This is a genomic window from Lentzea sp. NPDC005914 (assembly GCF_040629405.1).
Classification (GTDB): domain Bacteria; phylum Actinomycetota; class Actinomycetes; order Mycobacteriales; family Pseudonocardiaceae; genus Lentzea.
On sequence record NZ_JBEXVQ010000007.1, the window covers coordinates 284,495 to 302,778 of the forward strand.

An 18,284-nucleotide genomic window follows, 5' to 3' on the forward strand; every position below is an offset into this window, starting at 1 on the left:
GCCCTCGCGGTCGTTCTGGATCGGTTGCGAGACGCGAAACGCGGGTGTGATCGGCGCGTACCGCAGGTGTTTCCAGAACGTGATCCGGAAACCGCGGCAAGATCAGGATTTCCGGGCCTGGCGCGAGCAGTGCGCGCAGGTGTGGAACGGCGTTCCGGACGACCTCGCGGGCCACTTCGGGCTCGTCGCGCGTCGATCAACTTCTCGAGCGGCGCAACACGTGTGTGCTGCAACAACAACGTCGCTAACACTGTTCGCTGACGGGTGCCGCTCAACGAGATCGCGCGTCCTGCGTGCCATGCCGCTATGTGCCCAGCGCGCCGGGCCGAATGCCTGGACTTGCCTGACTCGCGAGTCAGGATTCCGGGGTCCGCGAGGGCCCTTCCTGTGACGCAACGTAGACGAAACAAACCCATGATCTACACAGCGTGCGGTTAATTGAAGTCAAACGACAGGTTCGTGAAAGAACCACGCGTTCAGGTGGTCCTGACGTGCTGGCACACTGCGCTCCGTGCAATCCCAGTTCCCCGACGAATCGACCGAGCGCCATCTCGCGCCGGACCCAGCGTTGATGGAGGCTGCCCGTGCCAGGGGCCGCGAACGCTGGGCCTCGGCCGGCGATCTGCCGGTGCCGGAGGAGAAGCCGCCGCCGAGCCGTGTGATCAAGCCGCGCGTCGCCGCCATCGCCGCCATCGCCGCGCTTCTCGTCCTCGCGGGAATCGCGGTCGTGACGTTCAACAGCGGATCCGGTGACGCCGACCCGAACACGGCGCAGCCCTCGCACAGCTACATCCCCGGCCTGATCACGCCGCCGGAAGCGTTGCCGGACGAGTCGTCCTCGGCGCCGTCGAACAGCACGGACCCGACGCTCGCCTCGTCGGCGCTCGGCCTGATCCCGCCGACGAGCACGCCCGGCGCCCAGCCACCCGGCAACAACGACGGCAACAAGGCTCCCGCCGGCGCCAAGTCGCTGACGATGGGCCCCGGCTGCGGCGGGTACTCGAGCGTCGGCTCCTTCCGCGACGGCCGCAAGGGCTGGGTCGACCACGGTGACGGCAAGTGCGGCTCGACGTTCGTGTCGATCCCGATGTCCGGCGACGCGCGCCGCGACGACGCCTCCGCGTACGGGCAGTGGACGTTCACCGCGTCCGGCTCCTGCGACGTCTCGGTGTTCATCCCGAACGGCAACCTGGAGGAGGTCGGGGGTAACCCGACCGTGTACTACGTCTTCGACCGCAACGGCATCGGCGGCACCCCGGTGGCGTCGTTCGCGATCAAGCAGGTCGAGAAGCGCGGCCAGTGGGTCGCCGCGGGCAAGTTCAAGGCCAGCGGAAACCTGACCGTGCAGCTCCTCACGCGAGGTCAGGACTGGAACAACTCCGGACCGACCTACGCCCATCACGCCGCTTCTGCCATCAAGGCAGACTGCACGGCGTGACGAGAGATCTGCATCTGGTCCGGCACGGCGAAGCGACGAAGGACGAGACGAGGCTGACCGCACGCGGCCGCAGGCAGTCGGAACTGCTCGCGCAACGGTTGCGGGGCACGGGTTTCGCGGCGGTGCACCACGGCCCGTTGCCGCGTGCGACGGAGACCGCGTCGATCATCGCCGAGGTGCTGAAGGTCCCCTGCCGGGCCGAGGCCGCGGCGGACGACTTCGTGCCGCACTTCGTCCCCGACCACGACGAGTTCTTCGACCAGTTCCCGGAGTCGGAACGCACACGCGGCCCGGCGCTGGCGCACGAGGCCGAGACCCGGTTCGCCCGGCCCGGCGACGGCCCGGTGCTGGTCGTGACGCACGCGTTCCTGATCAGCTGGCTGGTGCGGGACGCGCTGGACGCCCCGCCCGAGCGGTGGTTGTCGCTCAACCACGACAACGCCGCGCTGACCGTCATCCGCTACACGACGGGCAAGTCACCGGCATTGGTGCGGTTCAACGACGCGGGGCACCTCACCGAGCTTTGAGGGTGAGCAGCGTGATCTCGCTGGGGGCGAAGACGCGCATCGGCGGGCCCCAGAAACCGGCGCCGCGGCTGGTGTAGAGCTGGGTGCGGTCGCTGTGCCTGCTCAGGCCGGCGACCACCGGCTGCTGCAGCCGCACCAGGTAGTGGAACGGCCAGATCTGCCCGCCGTGCGTGTGCCCGGACAGCTGCAGGTCCACGCCCGCCTCGACGGCCTTCTTGATCTCCGACGGCTGGTGGGCGAGCAGCACGACCGGGTCGCCGTCCTGGGTGCCGTTGAGGGCCGAGGTGAGGTCGGCGGTGTGGCCGGGCTCGCCGGAGTGGTCGGCCGTGATGTCGTCGATGCCCGCGAACACCAGGCGGGCCTCGCCGCGTTCGAGCACCACGTGCTCGTTGTGCAGCGCCTTCCAGCCCAGGCGGGTCATGAGGTCGATCCAGCCCTGCGCGTTGGAGTAGTACTCGTGGTTGCCGGTGATGTAGAAGCGGTGCGGCGTGTTCACGTCGCCGAGCGGGGTGGCCTGCTCGACGCGCTGGTCGGCGGTGCCGTCCGCGATGTCACCGACGTGCACGGCAACGTCTGCGTTGAGCTTGTTGACCGCGTCGACCATGCCCCTGGACCACTTGGCGCGGTCGATGGCGCCGTAGTGGGTGTCGGTGATGACGGCGACGGTCAGGCCGTCGAACGCCGGGTCGAGGCGAGGGAGCGTGACGTCCTTGCGCTTGATCCGCGGGACCCGCATGGCCTCGTAGACGCCGTACGCCGTGATCGCGACGATGGTGACGGCGAGAACGACCGCGATCAGGCGTGAGCGGAAGGGGTTCTCGACGCCGCCGACGGCCAGGGCGAGGCGGAGCACGTCGGTGATCAGCGTCCAGACGAACGCGATCCAGACGAAGCCGAGCAGGAACTGGGAGATCCGCGCGGACCTGTCGCTGCCCCGCTGGGTGAACAGCACGATCATGGAGATGGCCGCGGCCGCGAAAATGACCGCGGCGATCGGGCGGACCGGGGCCGGCCACTCGGCGCTCGCGGCGAACAGGCCCTCGAACGGGACCCAGAACAGCAGCGTGGTGACGCTCAGGAGGACGAGCGTGAAGACCACGCGCCGTACCGTGACGCGGGGCCGGGCAGCGGTGGTCGTCATCGCTCATCCTCCTGAAGTTCCTATTTCCAATCTATGTCAACGCACGGATGAGGGTTTGCTCGCCCGAGTTGCCGTTGACGTCCGTCACACGTGTTCTGAGGCTGATCGGGCCGGGTTTCACTTTCAGCAGAACTCCGCGGTCGCCGGACAGCATGTAGGACGCCGGTTGCCACGTCGTTCCGTCGTCGTAAGACACGTGCACGGTCAGCTTCTTGGTTCGGCCGGCCGTCGTGGTCTTGTCGAGGCGGAACGGGATGTTGCCGCCGTTGCGGTCGTCGAACCTCACAGCGGTGAGGGGGAGTGGGCCGGTGCTTTCCTTCGAGTCGAACTCCCACACCGCTTGGACGGTCTTGGTGGTGGCTTCCAGGCGGTAGCGGGCCTTGCCGGGTGGCACCTGGAACGTGCCGCCGTCCGCGTTCGGCCTGCCGTCGACGAGCTTGCCGTTGCGGCGCAGTTCCGTGCGGCCCTCGACGCCCATGTCACCCGCGACGCCGTAGTGGCCCTGCGTCGAGTCGGACAGCAGTGCCAGGTCCGCGGTGATCAGGTTGCCCTTGCGCTCGTGCCGGGTCGTCGAGACCGACGGGCCGTACGCGCCGTAGCTCCACTTCTCGTCGTACTGCTTGCCGTTGGCGTAGGTGCGCCAGCCCTGTGCTTGGAGGACTTCCTGTTCGGGGCCGACTTGCGCCGACCACCATTCGATCTCACCGCTGGAGTGGTAGTAGGTCGTGTGCTTGCCGGGGAACTGGACGTTCTCCGCGCCGTCGCCGGGCGGGGGCGTGGAGAGCGGGTGCTCGGCGAAGACGACCCACTGGCCGTCGGCTTCGGGTTTGGCGATCGTCGCCGTGGCCTTGGCGAGGCCGGTGTCCTTGACGTCCGGGAACGTCGCGGTCAGGGCGTTCTCCTTGCTGACCGCGATCGCGCACGGGCTGGAGCTGTCGCCGCACGTGGTGCTGCCCTTGACGTTCCGGACGAACTGCACGGCCGTGTAGATCATGCCGTCGGCCTTGCCGGGGACCACGTAGACCTCGTCGCCCTGGCTCGCGAACGCCGATCCGTTCGGTGCGCCGAGGCTGGTGCCGATGAACCCGGTGCCCTTGGTGCCGTTGACGGTGGCTTCGAGCTTCACGCCTTTGCGGGCGTCGAGGGTGACTTCGGCGCCGTTCGGGCCGACCGTGACGTCTTGCGCGACAAGGGACTGCGACGGCTCCCACGGTGGACGGCCCTCGATCGGGCTCGGCACCCACGTGAAGACCGTGTAGCGGCCCTGCGGGATCTCACCTTGCAGGCTCCGGCCGTTGCCGATGCCGCCCGCGTACATCTTGTTGTTGGTGTGGTTGGCCATCGCTACCAGGAAGCCGTAGCCGCCGGTGCCGTTCAGCGCGCCATCTCGGGCGATCGACTGCACGGTGATCTGGGCGGTCGCCTCGGTCTTCTGCTGGGTGGAGATGGCCGTGCGGATCGTGTTGTTGTTGTCGCGCGCGATGATCACGTCGCCGGCGCCGGGTTTGCTGGTCTTGAACGTCGCCGTCGCGGTGCCCTTCGCCGGGACCTCGACCGTGGTGCGATCGGCTGTGACGTTGCCGGGGAGACTCAGGGTGAGCTTGACCGGCTTGGTGCCGTCGTTGCGATAGGTGACGGTGCCCTGGTTCTTCAGGGTCGCGGGTTCCGCGGTGAGCTGGGTTTTCGTTGCCCTGTCGAGGTTCGCGACGCCGGTGCCCTGGTCGAACACGGCTGCGTCGATCGGGTCCGCGGTGTTCGTGAGGGCCGCCTTGAGACGTGCGGGGGACCAGTCTGGGTGCTGCCCGGCCAGGATCGCCGCAGCGCCCGTGACGTGGGGCGTGGCCATCGACGTGCCGCTGGCCAGGGTGTGCCGGTCGTTGATCGGGTAGCCCATGGACGTGCCGGCCGCCCGTGCCGCCGCGATGGCGTAACCGGGTGCGCTGATCTCCGGTTTCACGGCGCCGTCGACGCGCGGGCCGCGGCTGGAGAAGTAGCTGAGCTGGTTGTCCTTCGTGACGCTCGCGACCGCCAGTGCCGCGTCCGCTGCCGCCGGTGACCCGACCGACTCCGCACGCCCTTCGTTGCCCGCCGCGGCAACGAAAAGCATGTTGTACTTGGCGCTCAACGAGTTCAGCTCCGCGCTTAGCTCGTCGGTGCCGTCGGTCGCGTCGCCGCCGAGGCTGAGGTTGACGACCTCGGCGCCCTGCTCGGCCGCCCACCGCATGCCCGCGATGATCGCGGACTCCTCGCAGCCGTACGGCTTGCAGACCTTGCCGATCAGCAGGTCCGCGTCCGGTGCCACGCCCGGCTCCGGTCCCTCGCCCGCGATGATGCCCGCGACGTGCGTGCCGTGGCCGACCTCGTCGGAGACAACGTTGTCTTCTTCTGTGAAGTCTTTGGCGGCCTTGATGCGGCCTTTGAGGTCCGGGTGGTTCTCGTCCACGCCGGTGTCCAGGACGGCGACCTTCACGCCCTTCGCGGTGTACCCGCGCTGCCAGGCCTTGGGGGCCTTGATCTGCGGGGTGCTCTGGGCGTCGAGCGGTTTGAAGATCCGGTCGGGGCTGATCTTCGCGATGCCGGGCAGCGTGTCGGTCTGGTTCGGGGCCTTCGGGTTGATCTGCTGCCAGAGGTTGCCGGTGAGCGTCGCCGCCGTGATGCGTGCGTCGGTGTAGCGGATGAGGAACTTGGTCGTGGGCTTGGTGACGTCGAACAGCTTCGCGTCCAGCACACCGTTGATGACGAGCTGCTGGGCGTCGAACGGGATGACCGACACCCGGCCCTCGTCGACGGTCTTGAGGAACGGCATCCGCTCACGTCCGGGAGCCGGCTTGATGACCACGTTGGGCGGTTTGCCGGGCCGTGTGACGACGTTCACGCGGTCGCCGGTGATGAGGACGGTCCCAGTTTGCGTTGGAGAGGCAACCGCAGAGGGGAACGCGAGTCCTGATATCAAGACCGCGGCCACCGCCAGCGCCGGCCTGCTTAACGTTTTCATGCAGATCACGCTTCCGGTGACCGTTGTTCCGGAACAAGAGCCGGAACGGCTACAACCGTTGACCGACGTCCAGACGAGCCGACATAGAGTAGGGCCCATGATCTTCTACACCGACGAGGAGAGCCGCACGCTGCGCACCGCCGTGTACGGCGCGATGCTGCTGGTCTCCCACGCTGACCCCGGCCCTGTGCTGGAGGAGCGGTTCGCCGGCCTGCGCGCACTCAAGCACCTCTCGCACGACCTGCGCATCGTCCTGGGAGCGGCCCGCCCGTCCGTGCCCGCCGGCACCGACGAGGAGATCGAACCGGTCATCCTCGAGGCCCTGCGCCGCTCGATGAAGATCCTGTCCGCCCGCTCGCCGGAGGACGCCGCGACGTTCCCAGGCGCTGTGCTGGCCATCGCGCGCGAGGTCGCCGAGGCCGACGGCGTGGTCGTGGACGCCGAGGACGCGATGGTGGCCCGCATCGAGGGCGCGCTCGTCATCTGAGCCGGGGTTGCAAAGTGCTCATTTGATGAGCACTTTGCGCGTGATCCTGGGTTCATGAACACGTTCCTCGCCGCCACCGCCGACGACTGGCGCTCCTGGCTCGCCCGCCACTGCGGCAGCGAGAAGGAGGTCTGGCTGCTGATCCACCACAAGGACAGCCCGGTGCGCACGATCCGCTACGAGGAGGCGATCGAGCACGCGCTGTGCTTCGGCTGGATCGACAGCCACCACCGCAAGCAGGACCACGACAGCTCGGCGCTGAGGTTCAGCCCCCGCACGTCCCGCAGCGGCTGGAGCGCCCTGAACCGCGAACGGGCCGCGCGGATGACCACGGCCGGACTGATGACCCCGCGCGGCCAGGAGCTGATCGACCACGCCCAGGCCACGGGCCGGTGGGAGATCCAGGCGCCGGCCGACCTCGCCGCGGCGTTCGCGCGCAACCCCGTGGCACGCGGGAACTTCGAGGCGTTCCCGCCGTCCTCGCGCAGGCTCATCCTGGAGTGGGTCACGCAGGCGCGCCGACCGGCGACCCGTGAGCGGCGGATCGCCGAGACCGTCGAGCTGGCCGCGCTGAACGTCAGGGCACACCATCCCGCTACCGCGCGGGCGTGACCGTCGAGCGGGGCGGCGTCCGCGCTGGTGTCGATCCTGCTGGGCGGGGATCTCCGGAGCTCGCCGGGCACACGGCCATGCACTCGGCGTGAACCCTCTCTCAAGGACCTTGATCCTCAGCGCTACCCGATGGGGTGATCCGCGTGGTGGAGGTGATCCGCGGGGAAGCGTTGTGCGAATCCTCCGTGCGCGGATCCGCACAGATGTGGTTCAGCCGGTTCGGGACGGCGCCGCGCATCCCTGCGCACCCGTGGCTTGAGAACGGCAGGACCGGGTGCGCGGGGACACCGGCAGATAGATCGAGGACCGAACCTTTTCCGGTGCTGCTCCGAACCTTGGTGGAAACCCAGGGAAGGGGCGCGATGGAGCTCGTGCAACCGCGGCGTCCGCGGACTGCGGAACCAGTGCCTGAACAGGTCGGCTCTGAGCTGCTGGATCAGGTGGCGCGGGGTGATCAAGCCGCGTACGGGCGGCTTTACGACCTCATGTCCGGCAAGGTGTTCGGGTTGATCCGGCGTGTGCTGCGGGACGAGGCGCAGTCGGAGGAGGTGTTCCAGGAGGTCATGCTCGAGGTCTGGCGCAAGGCCAGCCGCTTCGACGCCGCCCTGGGCAGCCCGTCCGCCTGGATCATGACCATCGCGCATCGCCGGGCCGTGGACCGGGTGCGTTCGGCTCAGGCCGCGGGAGACCGCGAGGTCCAGGCGGCGCAACTCGAGGTCGACACGCCGTTCGACACCACGAGCGAGCAGGTCGCCGGTCGCCTCGAACAACGGCAGGTGCGGCGGTGTCTGAGCATGCTGACCTCGTTGCAGCGGGAGTCGGTGCTGCTCGCCTACTACCAGGGGTACACGTATCCGGAGGTCGCGAGCCTGCTGAAGATCCCGCTCGGCACGGTGAAGACCCGCATGCGGGACGGCCTGATCAGACTGCGTGACTGCATGGGGGTGTCGGCATGAGCCTCACCGAGCTGCACCGGCTGTCCGGTGTGTGGGCGTTGAACGCCCTGGACGACGAGGAAGCTGCCGCTTTCGAGCAGCACCTGCAGGAGTGCGAGAGCTGTGCGGCCGAGGCCGGCGAACTGCGGGAGACCGCGGCACGGCTCGGCCAGATCGCCGAGCACGCACCACCGGCGGCCCTTCGGGCGCGTGTGCTCGCCGCCGCGGCCCACACCCGGCAGTCGCCGCCGGAGACCACGCGGGAGGAGACCAGAAGGCCGGCGGTGCTCGCTGAACGCAGGTGGTTCAAGCGGATCGGTGCGCTCGCTGCGGCGGCGAGCGTGCTCGGTGCGGTGGCGCTCGGAACTCAGGCCGTGCGCAACAACAACGAGTTGTCGCACGAAGTGGACGCGTTGCGTCAGGTCACCGCGGAGTACAACCAGCTGGCCGCGCTGATGTCCTCGCCCGGCGCGAGAACGGTCAGCCGTTCCGTGGAGCACGGCGGTAGTGGGATGGCCGTCTACGCGCCGAGCCAGAACAAGGTGCTGTTCCTGGCCGGTGGACTTCCCGAGTTGTCCTCGGACTGGTCGTACCAGCTGTGGATGGTCGCCGCGGACGGGCCGCATTCGGCCGGGGTGTTGCCCACGGGGGACAAGCTGCCGCCGATGGTGATGGACGCGCTTGCGGGGACTGAGAAACTCGCGTTGACGGTCGAGCCGCGCGGAGGATCGAAGGACCCGACGACCGCACCGTTGGTCGTTCTTCCGCTGACGGCCTGACCCGTTCCCAGCGCGATGTGGCCCCGATGGCCACCAGGCCATCGGGGTCACATCGTGTGTTCAGAGCCAGGAGGAAAGTGCTTTGAGGATGTCAGCCCGCCTGCGTGGTGCGGTGAGGGTCACGACAGGCTGCCCGCCGGAGAACAGGATCAGGGTGGGGATGCTGAGCACCCGGTAGCGGATCGCGATGTCGGGGTGGGTGTCGACGTCGAGCTTCATCACCGAGAGTGCGTTCTGGTGTTCCTCCGCGATGCCGGTGACGATCGGGCTCAGTTGCTTGCAGGGTCCGCACCAGGGTGCCCAGAAGTCGACCAGGACTGGCTTGTCCGCGCCGAGGACAGCGGTGTCGAAGGCATCCGTTGTGACGTCGTCGAGTTCCATGGTGGAGTTCCTGATCATCCGAAGGTGAAGGAGAAGGCTTGCACGCCGGATCCGACCGTGGCGGTGAGCGAGCCGCCCTGGATCTGTTGCGCGGTGACGAGTTGGTAGGAGTTGGGGGTGCCGTCGACCTCGATGGTCCTGGTCCGCCCGTAGTTCTGGATGGTGACGGTTCCCTTGCCTGACAGGACCATCCGGACTTCCTTGGCGCGGTAGTTGAGCTTGATCTGCGCGGACGAGCCGGTGGGCGTGATGGACTGCGTATCGAGCTTCCAGCCGCCGGCGAGGGCGAAGGTGTCGGTGCCCTGGTTCTCGGGGAACTGAAACGTCTTCTCGCCGCTGGTGTAGGTCTCGGTGCCGGCGAAGTTCACGCGCTTGGTGGAACCGAGGTAGGTCTCGCGCGTGATGTCGGCGACGACAGGGGTGTCATCGGCGAGCTCCGTCGAGGCAGGCAGCTGAACACCGGGCCTGGCGTCGCCCAGCAGTTGGCGGATCAGCTTCTCCGTGACCTCGTAGTCGCCTTCACCGAACTTGATGTGCCGCACGGTTCCCTGTGCGTCGATCAGGTAGTGAGCGGGCCAGTAGCGGTTGCGGTAGTTGGTCCAGGTGCCGAGGTTGTTGTCCAGGGCGACCGGGTAGGTGATGCCGAAGTTCTTCGCGGCGGTGGCGACGTTGCCGGGCTCCTTCTCGAAGGCGTACTCGGGCGAATGAACGCCGATGACCTGCAGTCCGGCATCGCGGTAGGCCTTGTCCCAGGCTGTGACGTGCGGGATCGAGCGCTGGCAGTTGATGCAGGAGTAAGCCCAGAAGTCGAGCATGACGACCTTGCCGCGCAACGACTTCAGGTCCAGCGCCTGGCCGTCCGGGGTGTTGAGCCACTGCTGGATGCCGGTGATGTCCGGTGCGGTACCGCAGCTCTCCAGCTCCGGTGCGCCGTCGGAGCACTTGTCCAGGTCCTTGTTCTGGTCGTTGACCAGACCGCCGAGGTTGAGGGCCTTGCGCACCTGCTCGGAGTTGTTCACCTTGTCCTGCAACGAGCTGGTGTAGTCCGGGATCGCGCGCTGCAGCAGCTGCGGCAGGCCGAACATCAGCCCGATCGCGAGCGCGATCATCACCACGCCCGCGGTGAGGCGGATTCCCCGCTGGCGCTTGCGGAAAGCCCGCACGCGCTCGGCGACGCGGCGGCCGGCGAGCGCGAAGATCAGCAGCGGAATGGCGGCGCCGACGGCGAAGGTGAGTGTGAGCACGACGGTTTCGGTGCCGATCCTGCCGGTCGAGCCGGCGACGGTGATCGCTGCCAGTACCGGACCGGCGCAGGGCACGTAGACCGCGCCCAGCGCCAGGCCGAGGGTGAACCCGCCGCGGCTCGCGTCCGGGTTGCGTTGCGGGATCCACGTGAACGGCTTCTCCAGCACCTGTTCGAAACGCGGCACGATCAGGCCGATGCCGATGAGCACGAGAACGACGATTCCGGCCCAGCGCAGGACGTCCTGCGGCAAGTTCAGCACGGAGAGCAGAAGCGACCCGAACAGCGTGACCAGACTGAAGCTGACGACGAGGCCGGTGATGACGAGGTAAGGCCGGCTGCGCGAGACCGGTTTGGTCGCCAGTGCCACTCCTGACCCTGAGCTCACGCGGGCGCTCTGCGCGCCACCGGAGAAGAAGATGATGGGAAGGACGGGAAGGATGCACGGCGAGATGCCGGTGACCAGGCCGCCGATCAGACCGATCAGTGCGAGGGTCAACATGTGGGGCCCTACTCGGGTTGGCGGAACGTGCGATGACGGTGATTCGCCGCCGGCCGTGCTGTGGATTGCTCGTGCGGCAGAAGAAAACCGGCATGCGTGTGGCGGGTCACAGTGACCGTCGATTGTGGACTGATGTCCCCTGCGGACTGTTTGCGCTGGTAGCTCGAGGTTCGACGGATTGTTGGTAACAGGTCGATAACCACACCCATCCGGTCGCCGACGGGTGGCGAATCCCGAGCAGTGAGTCCCCCGCACACCATTGGAGATGTCCTCTCATGAACAAGACCGTCCGCAACACCGTCGTGGCCATTGGCGCCGCCTCGCTCGCCTTCCTGGGTGCGGCGTGCGGTTCGGGTGACATGGCGAGCAGCAGTTCCAGTACGGCGCCGACTTCGGCGACGTCCACGGCTCCGTCGTCGCCGGCGATGGCGGATCCGGCGCGTGATCTCGTTGGTCCTGGTTGTGCCGATTACGCGAAGCAGGTTCCGTCGGGTGCCGGTTCGGTGACCGGTATGGCCGCTGACCCGGTCGCGGTCGCGGCGGGCAACAACCCGCTGCTGACCACGCTGGTCAGTGCTGTGTCGGGCAAGCTGAACCCGAAGGTGAACCTGGTGTCGACGTTGAACGGTGCGGAGTTCACGGTGTTCGCGCCGGTGGACTCGGCGTTCGGGAAGATCGACGCGGCGACGATCGAGAAGCTCAAGACCGATGACGCGCTGCTGACGAAGATCCTGACCTACCACGTCGTGCCGGGTCAGATCTCTCCGGACAAGATCGCGGGCGAGCAGAAGACCGTGCAGACCGGCACGGTCAAGGTGACCGGTTCCGGCAACTCGCTGAAGGTCAACGACGCCAACGTGATCTGCGGCGGCGTGCACACCGCCAACGCGACCGTCTACCTCATCGACTCGGTCCTGCTGCCTGCCTGAGCATTACCGTGTGACGAACTCCGGAAACAGCGACGCTGTTTCCGGAGTTTCACGTTTGTCCGGCACGCGGGTCGAGCCGGATTGCCTTCCCCTTCAGGGAAAGGCGATGGTGAGAACCGGAGCGCCCGTCGGGCTCGGCGACCCGCCTGCTGGTTCGACGGTGAGGATGGCTTCGCCGACTCCCTCGATCCCCACCACGAACAGCGATGTCGTGGTGCCCGCCGGATGCAGGGTTCCCGCTGATCGTGGACCACGGTGGTCTATCAGCCACAGTTGGTACACGCGGTCGCGGGACAACATGCGAACGCCGTCCGTCCAGAAGAGCATTTCGTTGCGGCTGCGGGAGATCGCCGCGGTGCCCGCCGGATCTCCCGCGGTGACGAGCCGCAGATCCGCCGCCGCGAACAGGTCACCGAGCTCGGTGCGCGGAGAGGCGGTGACGGTGGAGATCGTCGAAGTCGTCAACGCGCCGTGCACGACGGCGACGGCTGCGGCGGCGACGGCCGCGATCGAGATGAGCACCCCGGCACGCCGCAAGCCCTGAGCTCTGCCGATCTCGGACGCTGCCGATGCCTGCCGCACGTGTCGTGCCGCGTCCAGCACCAGTGGCCGCAGAGATCTCGGAACGACGTGGTCGAGAACTCCCGCGAGCCTGGCCGCCGTCTCCGTCAGTTCGACCACTTCCTCCGCACAGCCCCGGCAGGAATCCAGGTGTGCTTCGAACTCGGCGCGCTCGGCGTCAGGCAGGGAGTCGAGAGCGTGAGCACCGGTCAGCAGGTGCGGGTTGGTCGCACGCGTTCCTTCCGGTTTCACGTAGTTGCTTCGCGGCCGAACGGGTGGCGGATTGCCCAGACAGAGCGTCCACTGACTGGACGCTAGGCCGAACGGTCGATAGCGCGTGCCGTTCTCGGTGGCAGGGTGGATCTCACTGGGGATCAACTCTCGGGGGAGTGTCACCGACCATGGATCTGTCGCGCCGCGAACTGCTTACCCGCACCGGCCAGGCCGCCGCCGTCGCCACCGCCGCGTCCACCCTGACCATCGGGCCGGCCCAGGCATCTGGGCAGGCCTCCGAGGCCGGCGTGAGGCTGACGCAGGGCACGAACATCTCGGTTTCCCGTTCCGGTGACGGGAAATGGCTCGCTTTCGACCTGGTGACGGCGATCTGGGTGCTGCCCTCGACGGGCGGCACCGCCCGCAAGCTGACCGACGAGCTGCAGGACGCCACGCTGCCGTCGTTCGGGCTTGGCGACCAGATCGCGTTCCAGTCCTATCGAGACGGCAACTACCACCTCCACGTGATCGGGCTCGACGGCAGCGGTCTGAAGCAGCTCACTTCCGGCAAGTACGACCACCGCGAGCCCGCGTTCTCGCCGGACGGCAAGAAGATCGCGTTCGTCAGCGACCGCGCGGGCAGCTACGGCGTGCACGTCCTGGACGTCGCTTCCGGGGCGATCACGCAGCTGACCGGTGCTCCGGACGAGGCCGCCGCGCCGCAGTGGTCCCGTGACGGCAAGCGGATCATCTTCATCTCCGGCAACGCCACCGTCGACGTCGTGACCTTGGACGGCGTGCGTTCCAGGCTCGTCACGGCGCCCGCGGGCTATCAGCTGTTCGGTGCCGCGTTCGGGCCGGGCGACCAGCCCAGCTACACGCAGATGCGACCAGGCCAGGCAGACCTGATGCTGGGGACGACGGCTGTCGTGAGCGGCCAGGACGTGTTCGGGTTCGCGCCGGTGTGGGACGGCGACCGCGTCCTCTACACCGCCGACGGCCAGATCCGCTGGCACGCCAACGGTTCCAGCACCGACGTCCCGTTCGAGGCCACGGTGCCGGTGAAGACCGTGAAGCCGCGTCGGGGCAAGAACCTCAGCGCGGGCCCGGTCAAGGGCATCGCGGGACCGGTCGTGTCGCGGGACGGCTCGAAGATCGCCTTCCGTGCGCTGAACTCGCTGTATCTGTTGAGCGGCGGCAAGACCACGAAGGTGACCGACGGCGCATACTTCGACTCCGACCCGGATTTCTCGCCCGACGGAACCCGGTTGATCTACGCCAGCGACCGCACCGGTGTCGCCCAGCTCTGGCTGCGCCACCTCGGCTCCGGAAAGGACACGCTCTACGCGCCTTCGCCGGGCGCGCAGACCACTCCGCGCTTCTCCCCGGACGGCACCAAGGTCGCCTACGTGGATCACGACGGTCAGGTGTGGATCGCCGACGCCGCCGGCCGCCGCCAGGTCACGCCCACGCTCTTCCAGCCGGGCCGCCCGACCTGGTCCGCCGACGGCACGGTCGTCGCGCTGGCCGCGGTGAAGCCGTTCTCGCGCAGGTTCCGCGAGGGCACCAGCCAGATCCTGTCGGTGGACCTGGCTTCCGGAGAGCTCAGGTACACCGAGCCGATGCCGTTCCGCTCCATCGCCACCCGCGGTGACGACGGCCCGGTCTGGTCTCCGGACGGCAAGCACCTCGCGTTCGTCGTCGAAAGCGTCGCCTGGGTCGTTCCCGTCGACGCCAAGGGAAACTTCACCGGCGAGCCGCGCCAGGTCACCCGCGAGGTCACCGACTCGCTCGCGTGGCACGGCAACGACGCGTTGGTGTACCTGAACAACGGCCGCCTCCGTTCGTCCACTCTGGACGGCCGGGTGTCCACGATCCGCGTCCACCTGAACTGGGCCAAGCCCAAAGCCCCGGAACGCGAGGTCGTCCACGTCGGCGCCTACTGGGACGGCGAGGCCCAGGACCTCCGTCAGAACGTTGACATCGTCGTGGAAAGCGGCCGTGTCAAGGAGATCCGCCCGCACCGGGGCCCCGCTTCCAGCACGCTGACCGCCATCCCGGGCCTGATCGACGCCCACAACCACTGGCACCTGCGCGGCCGCCAGTGGGGAGCACGCCAAGGCAACCTGTGGCTGTCCTACGGCATCACGACCGTCCGCTCACCGGGCGACCCGGTGTACCAGATGGTCGAGACCCGCGAAGCCCTGGCGGCCGGAACCCTGACCGGGCCTCGTTTCTACGCCACCGGCGAAGCCATCGACGGTTCCCGCGTCTACTACAACTTCATGCGCCCGACGCTCTCGCGCGCCCAGCTCGACCTGGAGCTCCGCCGCGCCCACGAGCTCGCGTACGACATGATCAAAACCTACGTCCGCCTGCCGGTCGAGCTGCAACGCGCCGCCGTCCAACGCTCGCGCGTCCCGCTGTCGTCCCACTACCTCTACCCGGCCGCCAACCTGGGCATGGACGGCATGGAACACGTCGGCGCCACCAACCGCCTCGGCTACTCCCACACCGTGACGCGCCAGGGCAAGGCCTACCAGGACGTGGTGTCGCTGTTCGTGCGGTCCGGCATGTCGATGACCCCGACCCTCTTCCACTCGCGCGCCCTGTTCGCCGAAGACAAGTCCCTGGTCACCGACGAACGCACCCGCGTCCTGTTCCCACCGTGGGAGTACGACCGCTACGTCACCGACGCGAACAACGCGGGCACCCCGGCCTCGACCTGGTCACCGGACATCCTGCGCGGCTGGGTCACCTTCGCCCTGGCCGTGCACCGCGGCGGCGGCCTGGTCCTCTGCGGCACCGACGCACCGTTGGACGCTCCGGCCACCGCCACCCACATGAACCTCCGCGCGATGGTCAAGTACGGCTTCACCCCGCGGGAAGCCCTGATCACCGCCACCCGCAACCCGGCCCGCTGGCTGGGCCTTCCGATCGGCGCCATCAAGCCGGGTGCGCCGGCGGACATCGCGTTCGTCGAAGGCAACCCGCTCGCGGACATCAAGGCGGCGGCCAACGTCAAGCAGGTCATGGTCGGCGGAAAGCTCCACCAGGTCGCCGATCTGCTTGCGCCGTACCAGAAGCAGGCCCAGCTCATGTCCACGACGAACGCACTGGAACCGCTGTCGTCGGCGGAGAACGAGCACTGGTGGCACGAGCCGGAGTGGGCCGAGCACGTCTGCTGCGCCCACTGACGTTCGGCTCAACGGGTGAAGTTCGCAGCTCGACGGGTATCGAACGGGGGAACCGACTACAGAGCGTGCTAACGGAGGCGTCCAGCGGCTCGATGTCCTGGATCACTAGCGCCAATCGCAGGCAGGTGGTCACATGGACGCCTCACAGAACGTGGTTGAGATCCGGGTGCACGGCGTATCGGGCACGCCGCCCGAGAGCATGCTGGACGGACCACACGGTGGCCAGGTCGCCGGCGACGACGTCGCACGGTTCTTCCGCCGCACCGAACGGCTCCAGGGCTCCGCACCTCGCGACGTCGAGGCGTTCCACTGGGGCAGGTTCACGGCCGGGTCTCCCGGTCGTGCGCTCTGGCTGGCCCTGGTGCCGTTCGGGTTGCTCAACGTGTCGCGGTACATGTTGTTGTTCCCGCGGAACAGGAAGATGACGCCGACCGGCTGGTGTGCGGACGCGACTCTCCGGCTGCTGGGGCTCGTGCTCACCCTGATGCTGACGGTGAACGTGGCCTATGTGTCGATGGAGATCGTCGTCAACCAGTGTCTCGGCGACGCCGCGTGCGTGCGGGACAACGGATGGCTGGCTTTCGTGGAGAAGCTGCCGTTCCAGTGGCAGCTCGTGGTGGGGACCGTGCCGGTCTTTGCGTTGATCGCTCTCTTGTGGACGTTCGGGCGGTTGCCGTTCCTCTACCGGCCTCAGGGGCAACCCGGACCGTGGCGCACCAACACCGGAGACTTCGGCGACAGCAACTTCTGGCACACGTCCGCGAAGGCCCCGGTGCTGCGAGCGGCGCACGTGGCCGCGGCGTGCGTGATGACCGGCCTGCTCGCCAACGCCGGGCTGACCGGAGCGGCGCGCCCGTGGGTGATCGGCGCGGGCGTCGTTGTGCTCGTGGTCATGGCCGTCATCGTGATCGTCGGGCCGAATGCCGAGTTCGAACCGGGGAAGAACGACCCGGTGAAGGTGCCACGCTGGTTGACCGTGGGCAGATGGCTGTGCCTGGCCTACGCGATCGTGATGTCGGTCAGTCTGTTGTGGACCGATGAGCCCACGCGCGACCTGCTGGGGTTCGGAGCGGCGACCAACTTCCTGGCGGTGGCGGCCGGGGCGCTGTTGGTGTTGCTGGCCGCCTTCTGTCTCGCGCTGAGGTTCTCGGCCATCGGCCGGCAGTACTTCGTGAAGGAGCGCAAGCAGTTCAACCCCATGTGGTGCGGGTTCGCCACGCTGTTCATCGCCTCGCTGGCGACGACGCTGGCCAGCGGATTCAGCGGCGGGCTGACGTTCTGGGCGGCGGATCTGCTGGGCGACCCCGTCCGCGTCGACGGACAGGCGACCGTGCGGTGCGGGTGCACGCCGGCGGCGATCGAACTGAGCAAGAGTTACTGGACGGGTGCGCTGCTGTGGGGACTGTTCGTCGTGCTCCTGGTGTTCGTGCTGCTCTTCCTCGTGGCGATCACCGTGCTCGGGTGGTGGCGTGACGGGCTCAGAACGCAGGTGGAAGAGGACTATCCGGACCAGCCGCACCACCCCGCCACGATCGGCAAGATCGCGTGGCACTGGCGGCTGGCGGGGACGAAGTACCGGTACCACCTGGCGCTGGGTGTGCTGGCGAGTCTGGGCGGTCTCATGGTCGTGGCGACCGCGGTCAACGCCGCGATCAGCCTGTGGGAGAGGCAACAGGCTGAGTGGGACTGGGTCCGGTTGCTCGCGGGTGTCGGTGCCTGGACGGTGTCCGCCATGCTGGCCGGCCTGCTGTTCCTCGGCATCCGTTCGTGGCAGGGCCAGAAGATGCGCACCGCGGTCGGCATCGTGTGGGACCTGATCGCATTCTGGCCCCGCCTGGCGCACCCGATCTGCCCGCCCCCGTACGGCGGCAGGGCCGTGCTGGCGATGACCGGCAGGACCCGCCTGTTGCTGGGGGAGGACAACACGATCGTGCTGTCCGGCCACAGCCAGGGCAGCGTCGTGTGCACCGCCGTGGTGCGGTTGCTGCACGACTCAGAGCTGTCTGACACGCAGATTCTCGACCGCGTGCACCTGGTGACCTACGGCTCGCAGCTGCAGTGGGCGTTCGCTCGGATGTTCCCGGCCTACATGGGGTACGACGAGATGAAGGAGATGTTCGAACACGAACTCGCGACCCGGTGGCGCAGCATGTACCGCAGGACGGACCCGCTCGGTGGCCCGGTGCTGGACGCGTTCGCGCCGGACCACGACGTCCGGTTGCTCGACCCGGTGTCCATCGGCGGTGATCTCAACGCGACCGTGCGGCCCGAGCTGAGAGGGCACAGCGGCTACTACCTCGATCCGCGGTTCCACGAGGTCGTCCGTGACGTGCTGCGCTGAGGG

14 protein-coding genes are annotated in these 18,284 nt (G+C 68.0%); 9 read left to right on the plus strand and 5 right to left on the minus strand.

The window, feature by feature from the left end:
• The first annotated feature begins 511 nt into the window (after positions 1 to 511).
• The gene (locus tag ABZ345_RS12850; protein WP_359846515.1) at positions 512 to 1,438 is read left to right on the plus strand and encodes a hypothetical protein; all 927 of its coding nucleotides are present in this window, start codon (positions 512 to 514) and stop codon (positions 1,436 to 1,438) included.
• On the plus strand, positions 1,435 to 1,965 hold the full coding sequence (locus tag ABZ345_RS12855) for a histidine phosphatase family protein (protein WP_359846517.1): 531 nt from the start codon (positions 1,435 to 1,437) through the stop codon (positions 1,963 to 1,965). The genes ABZ345_RS12850 and ABZ345_RS12855 overlap by 4 nt, the downstream gene beginning before the upstream one ends.
• On the opposite strand, the gene ABZ345_RS12860 is transcribed toward ABZ345_RS12855, so the two are convergent.
• Together ABZ345_RS12860 and ABZ345_RS12865 are read right to left on the minus strand one after the other, a co-directional pair.
• On the minus strand, positions 1,952 to 3,106 hold the full coding sequence (locus tag ABZ345_RS12860; protein WP_359846520.1) for a metallophosphoesterase: 1,155 nt from the start codon (positions 3,104 to 3,106) through the stop codon (positions 1,952 to 1,954). The genes ABZ345_RS12855 and ABZ345_RS12860 overlap by 14 nt on opposite strands.
• A 31-nt stretch (positions 3,107 to 3,137) precedes the next feature.
• Positions 3,138 to 5,981 carry a S8 family serine peptidase gene (locus ABZ345_RS12865; RefSeq protein WP_359846523.1) on the minus strand — a complete coding sequence of 948 codons (2,844 nt, stop codon included), beginning with the start codon at positions 5,979 to 5,981 and terminating at the stop codon, positions 3,138 to 3,140.
• Between the two features lie 217 nt (positions 5,982 to 6,198).
• On the opposite strand from ABZ345_RS12865, the gene ABZ345_RS12870 reads away from it, so the two are divergent.
• The 4 genes from ABZ345_RS12870 (at position 6,199) to ABZ345_RS12885 (ending at position 8,914) form a co-directional block, all read left to right on the plus strand.
• Positions 6,199 to 6,588 (plus strand): hypothetical protein, encoded by a 390-nt coding sequence (locus ABZ345_RS12870; RefSeq protein ID WP_359846526.1) that lies wholly within the window; start codon positions 6,199 to 6,201, stop codon positions 6,586 to 6,588.
• A 54-nt stretch (positions 6,589 to 6,642) separates the two neighbouring features.
• Positions 6,643 to 7,200, plus strand: a complete 558-nt coding sequence (locus tag ABZ345_RS12875; RefSeq protein ID WP_359846529.1) for a YdeI/OmpD-associated family protein — start codon at positions 6,643 to 6,645, stop codon at positions 7,198 to 7,200.
• 362 nt (positions 7,201 to 7,562) lie between these two features.
• Complete coding sequence (gene sigK, locus ABZ345_RS12880; protein WP_359846532.1) at positions 7,563 to 8,156, plus strand: ECF RNA polymerase sigma factor SigK; 594 nt, start codon at positions 7,563 to 7,565, stop codon at positions 8,154 to 8,156.
• Positions 8,153 to 8,914, plus strand: a complete 762-nt coding sequence (locus tag ABZ345_RS12885; RefSeq protein WP_359846535.1) for an anti-sigma factor — start codon at positions 8,153 to 8,155, stop codon at positions 8,912 to 8,914. Before sigK ends, ABZ345_RS12885 begins: the two co-directional genes overlap by 4 nt.
• A 60-nt stretch (positions 8,915 to 8,974) precedes the next feature.
• On the opposite strand, the gene trxA is transcribed toward ABZ345_RS12885, so the two are convergent.
• Both trxA and ABZ345_RS12895 read right to left on the minus strand, forming a co-directional pair.
• A complete protein-coding gene (gene trxA, locus ABZ345_RS12890) occupies positions 8,975 to 9,295 on the minus strand; it encodes a thioredoxin (protein WP_359846538.1) in 321 nt (106 codons plus the stop codon).
• Positions 9,296 to 9,309: 14 nt separating this feature from the next.
• Positions 9,310 to 11,040, minus strand: a complete 1,731-nt coding sequence (locus tag ABZ345_RS12895) for a cytochrome c biogenesis protein DipZ (protein ID WP_359846541.1) — start codon at positions 11,038 to 11,040, stop codon at positions 9,310 to 9,312.
• A gap of 275 nt (positions 11,041 to 11,315) precedes the next feature.
• Between ABZ345_RS12895 and ABZ345_RS12900 the strand changes: the two genes are divergently transcribed.
• The gene (locus ABZ345_RS12900; protein ID WP_359846545.1) at positions 11,316 to 11,969 is read left to right on the plus strand and encodes a fasciclin domain-containing protein; all 654 of its coding nucleotides are present in this window, start codon (positions 11,316 to 11,318) and stop codon (positions 11,967 to 11,969) included.
• A gap of 93 nt (positions 11,970 to 12,062) precedes the next feature.
• Here ABZ345_RS12900 and ABZ345_RS12905 read toward each other — a convergent pair whose 3' ends face one another.
• Positions 12,063 to 12,782, minus strand: a complete 720-nt coding sequence (locus ABZ345_RS12905) for an anti-sigma factor (RefSeq protein WP_359846547.1) — start codon at positions 12,780 to 12,782, stop codon at positions 12,063 to 12,065.
• Positions 12,783 to 12,931: 149 nt separating this feature from the next.
• Here ABZ345_RS12905 and ABZ345_RS12910 point away from each other — a divergent pair, with 149 nt between their 5' ends.
• Positions 12,932 to 15,940 carry an amidohydrolase family protein gene (locus tag ABZ345_RS12910; protein WP_359846550.1) on the plus strand — a complete coding sequence of 1,003 codons (3,009 nt, stop codon included), beginning with the start codon at positions 12,932 to 12,934 and terminating at the stop codon, positions 15,938 to 15,940.
• A 133-nt stretch (positions 15,941 to 16,073) separates the two neighbouring features.
• The gene (locus ABZ345_RS12915) at positions 16,074 to 18,281 is read left to right on the plus strand and encodes a hypothetical protein (protein ID WP_359846553.1); all 2,208 of its coding nucleotides are present in this window, start codon (positions 16,074 to 16,076) and stop codon (positions 18,279 to 18,281) included.
• The last annotated feature ends 3 nt before the right edge of the window (positions 18,282 to 18,284 follow it).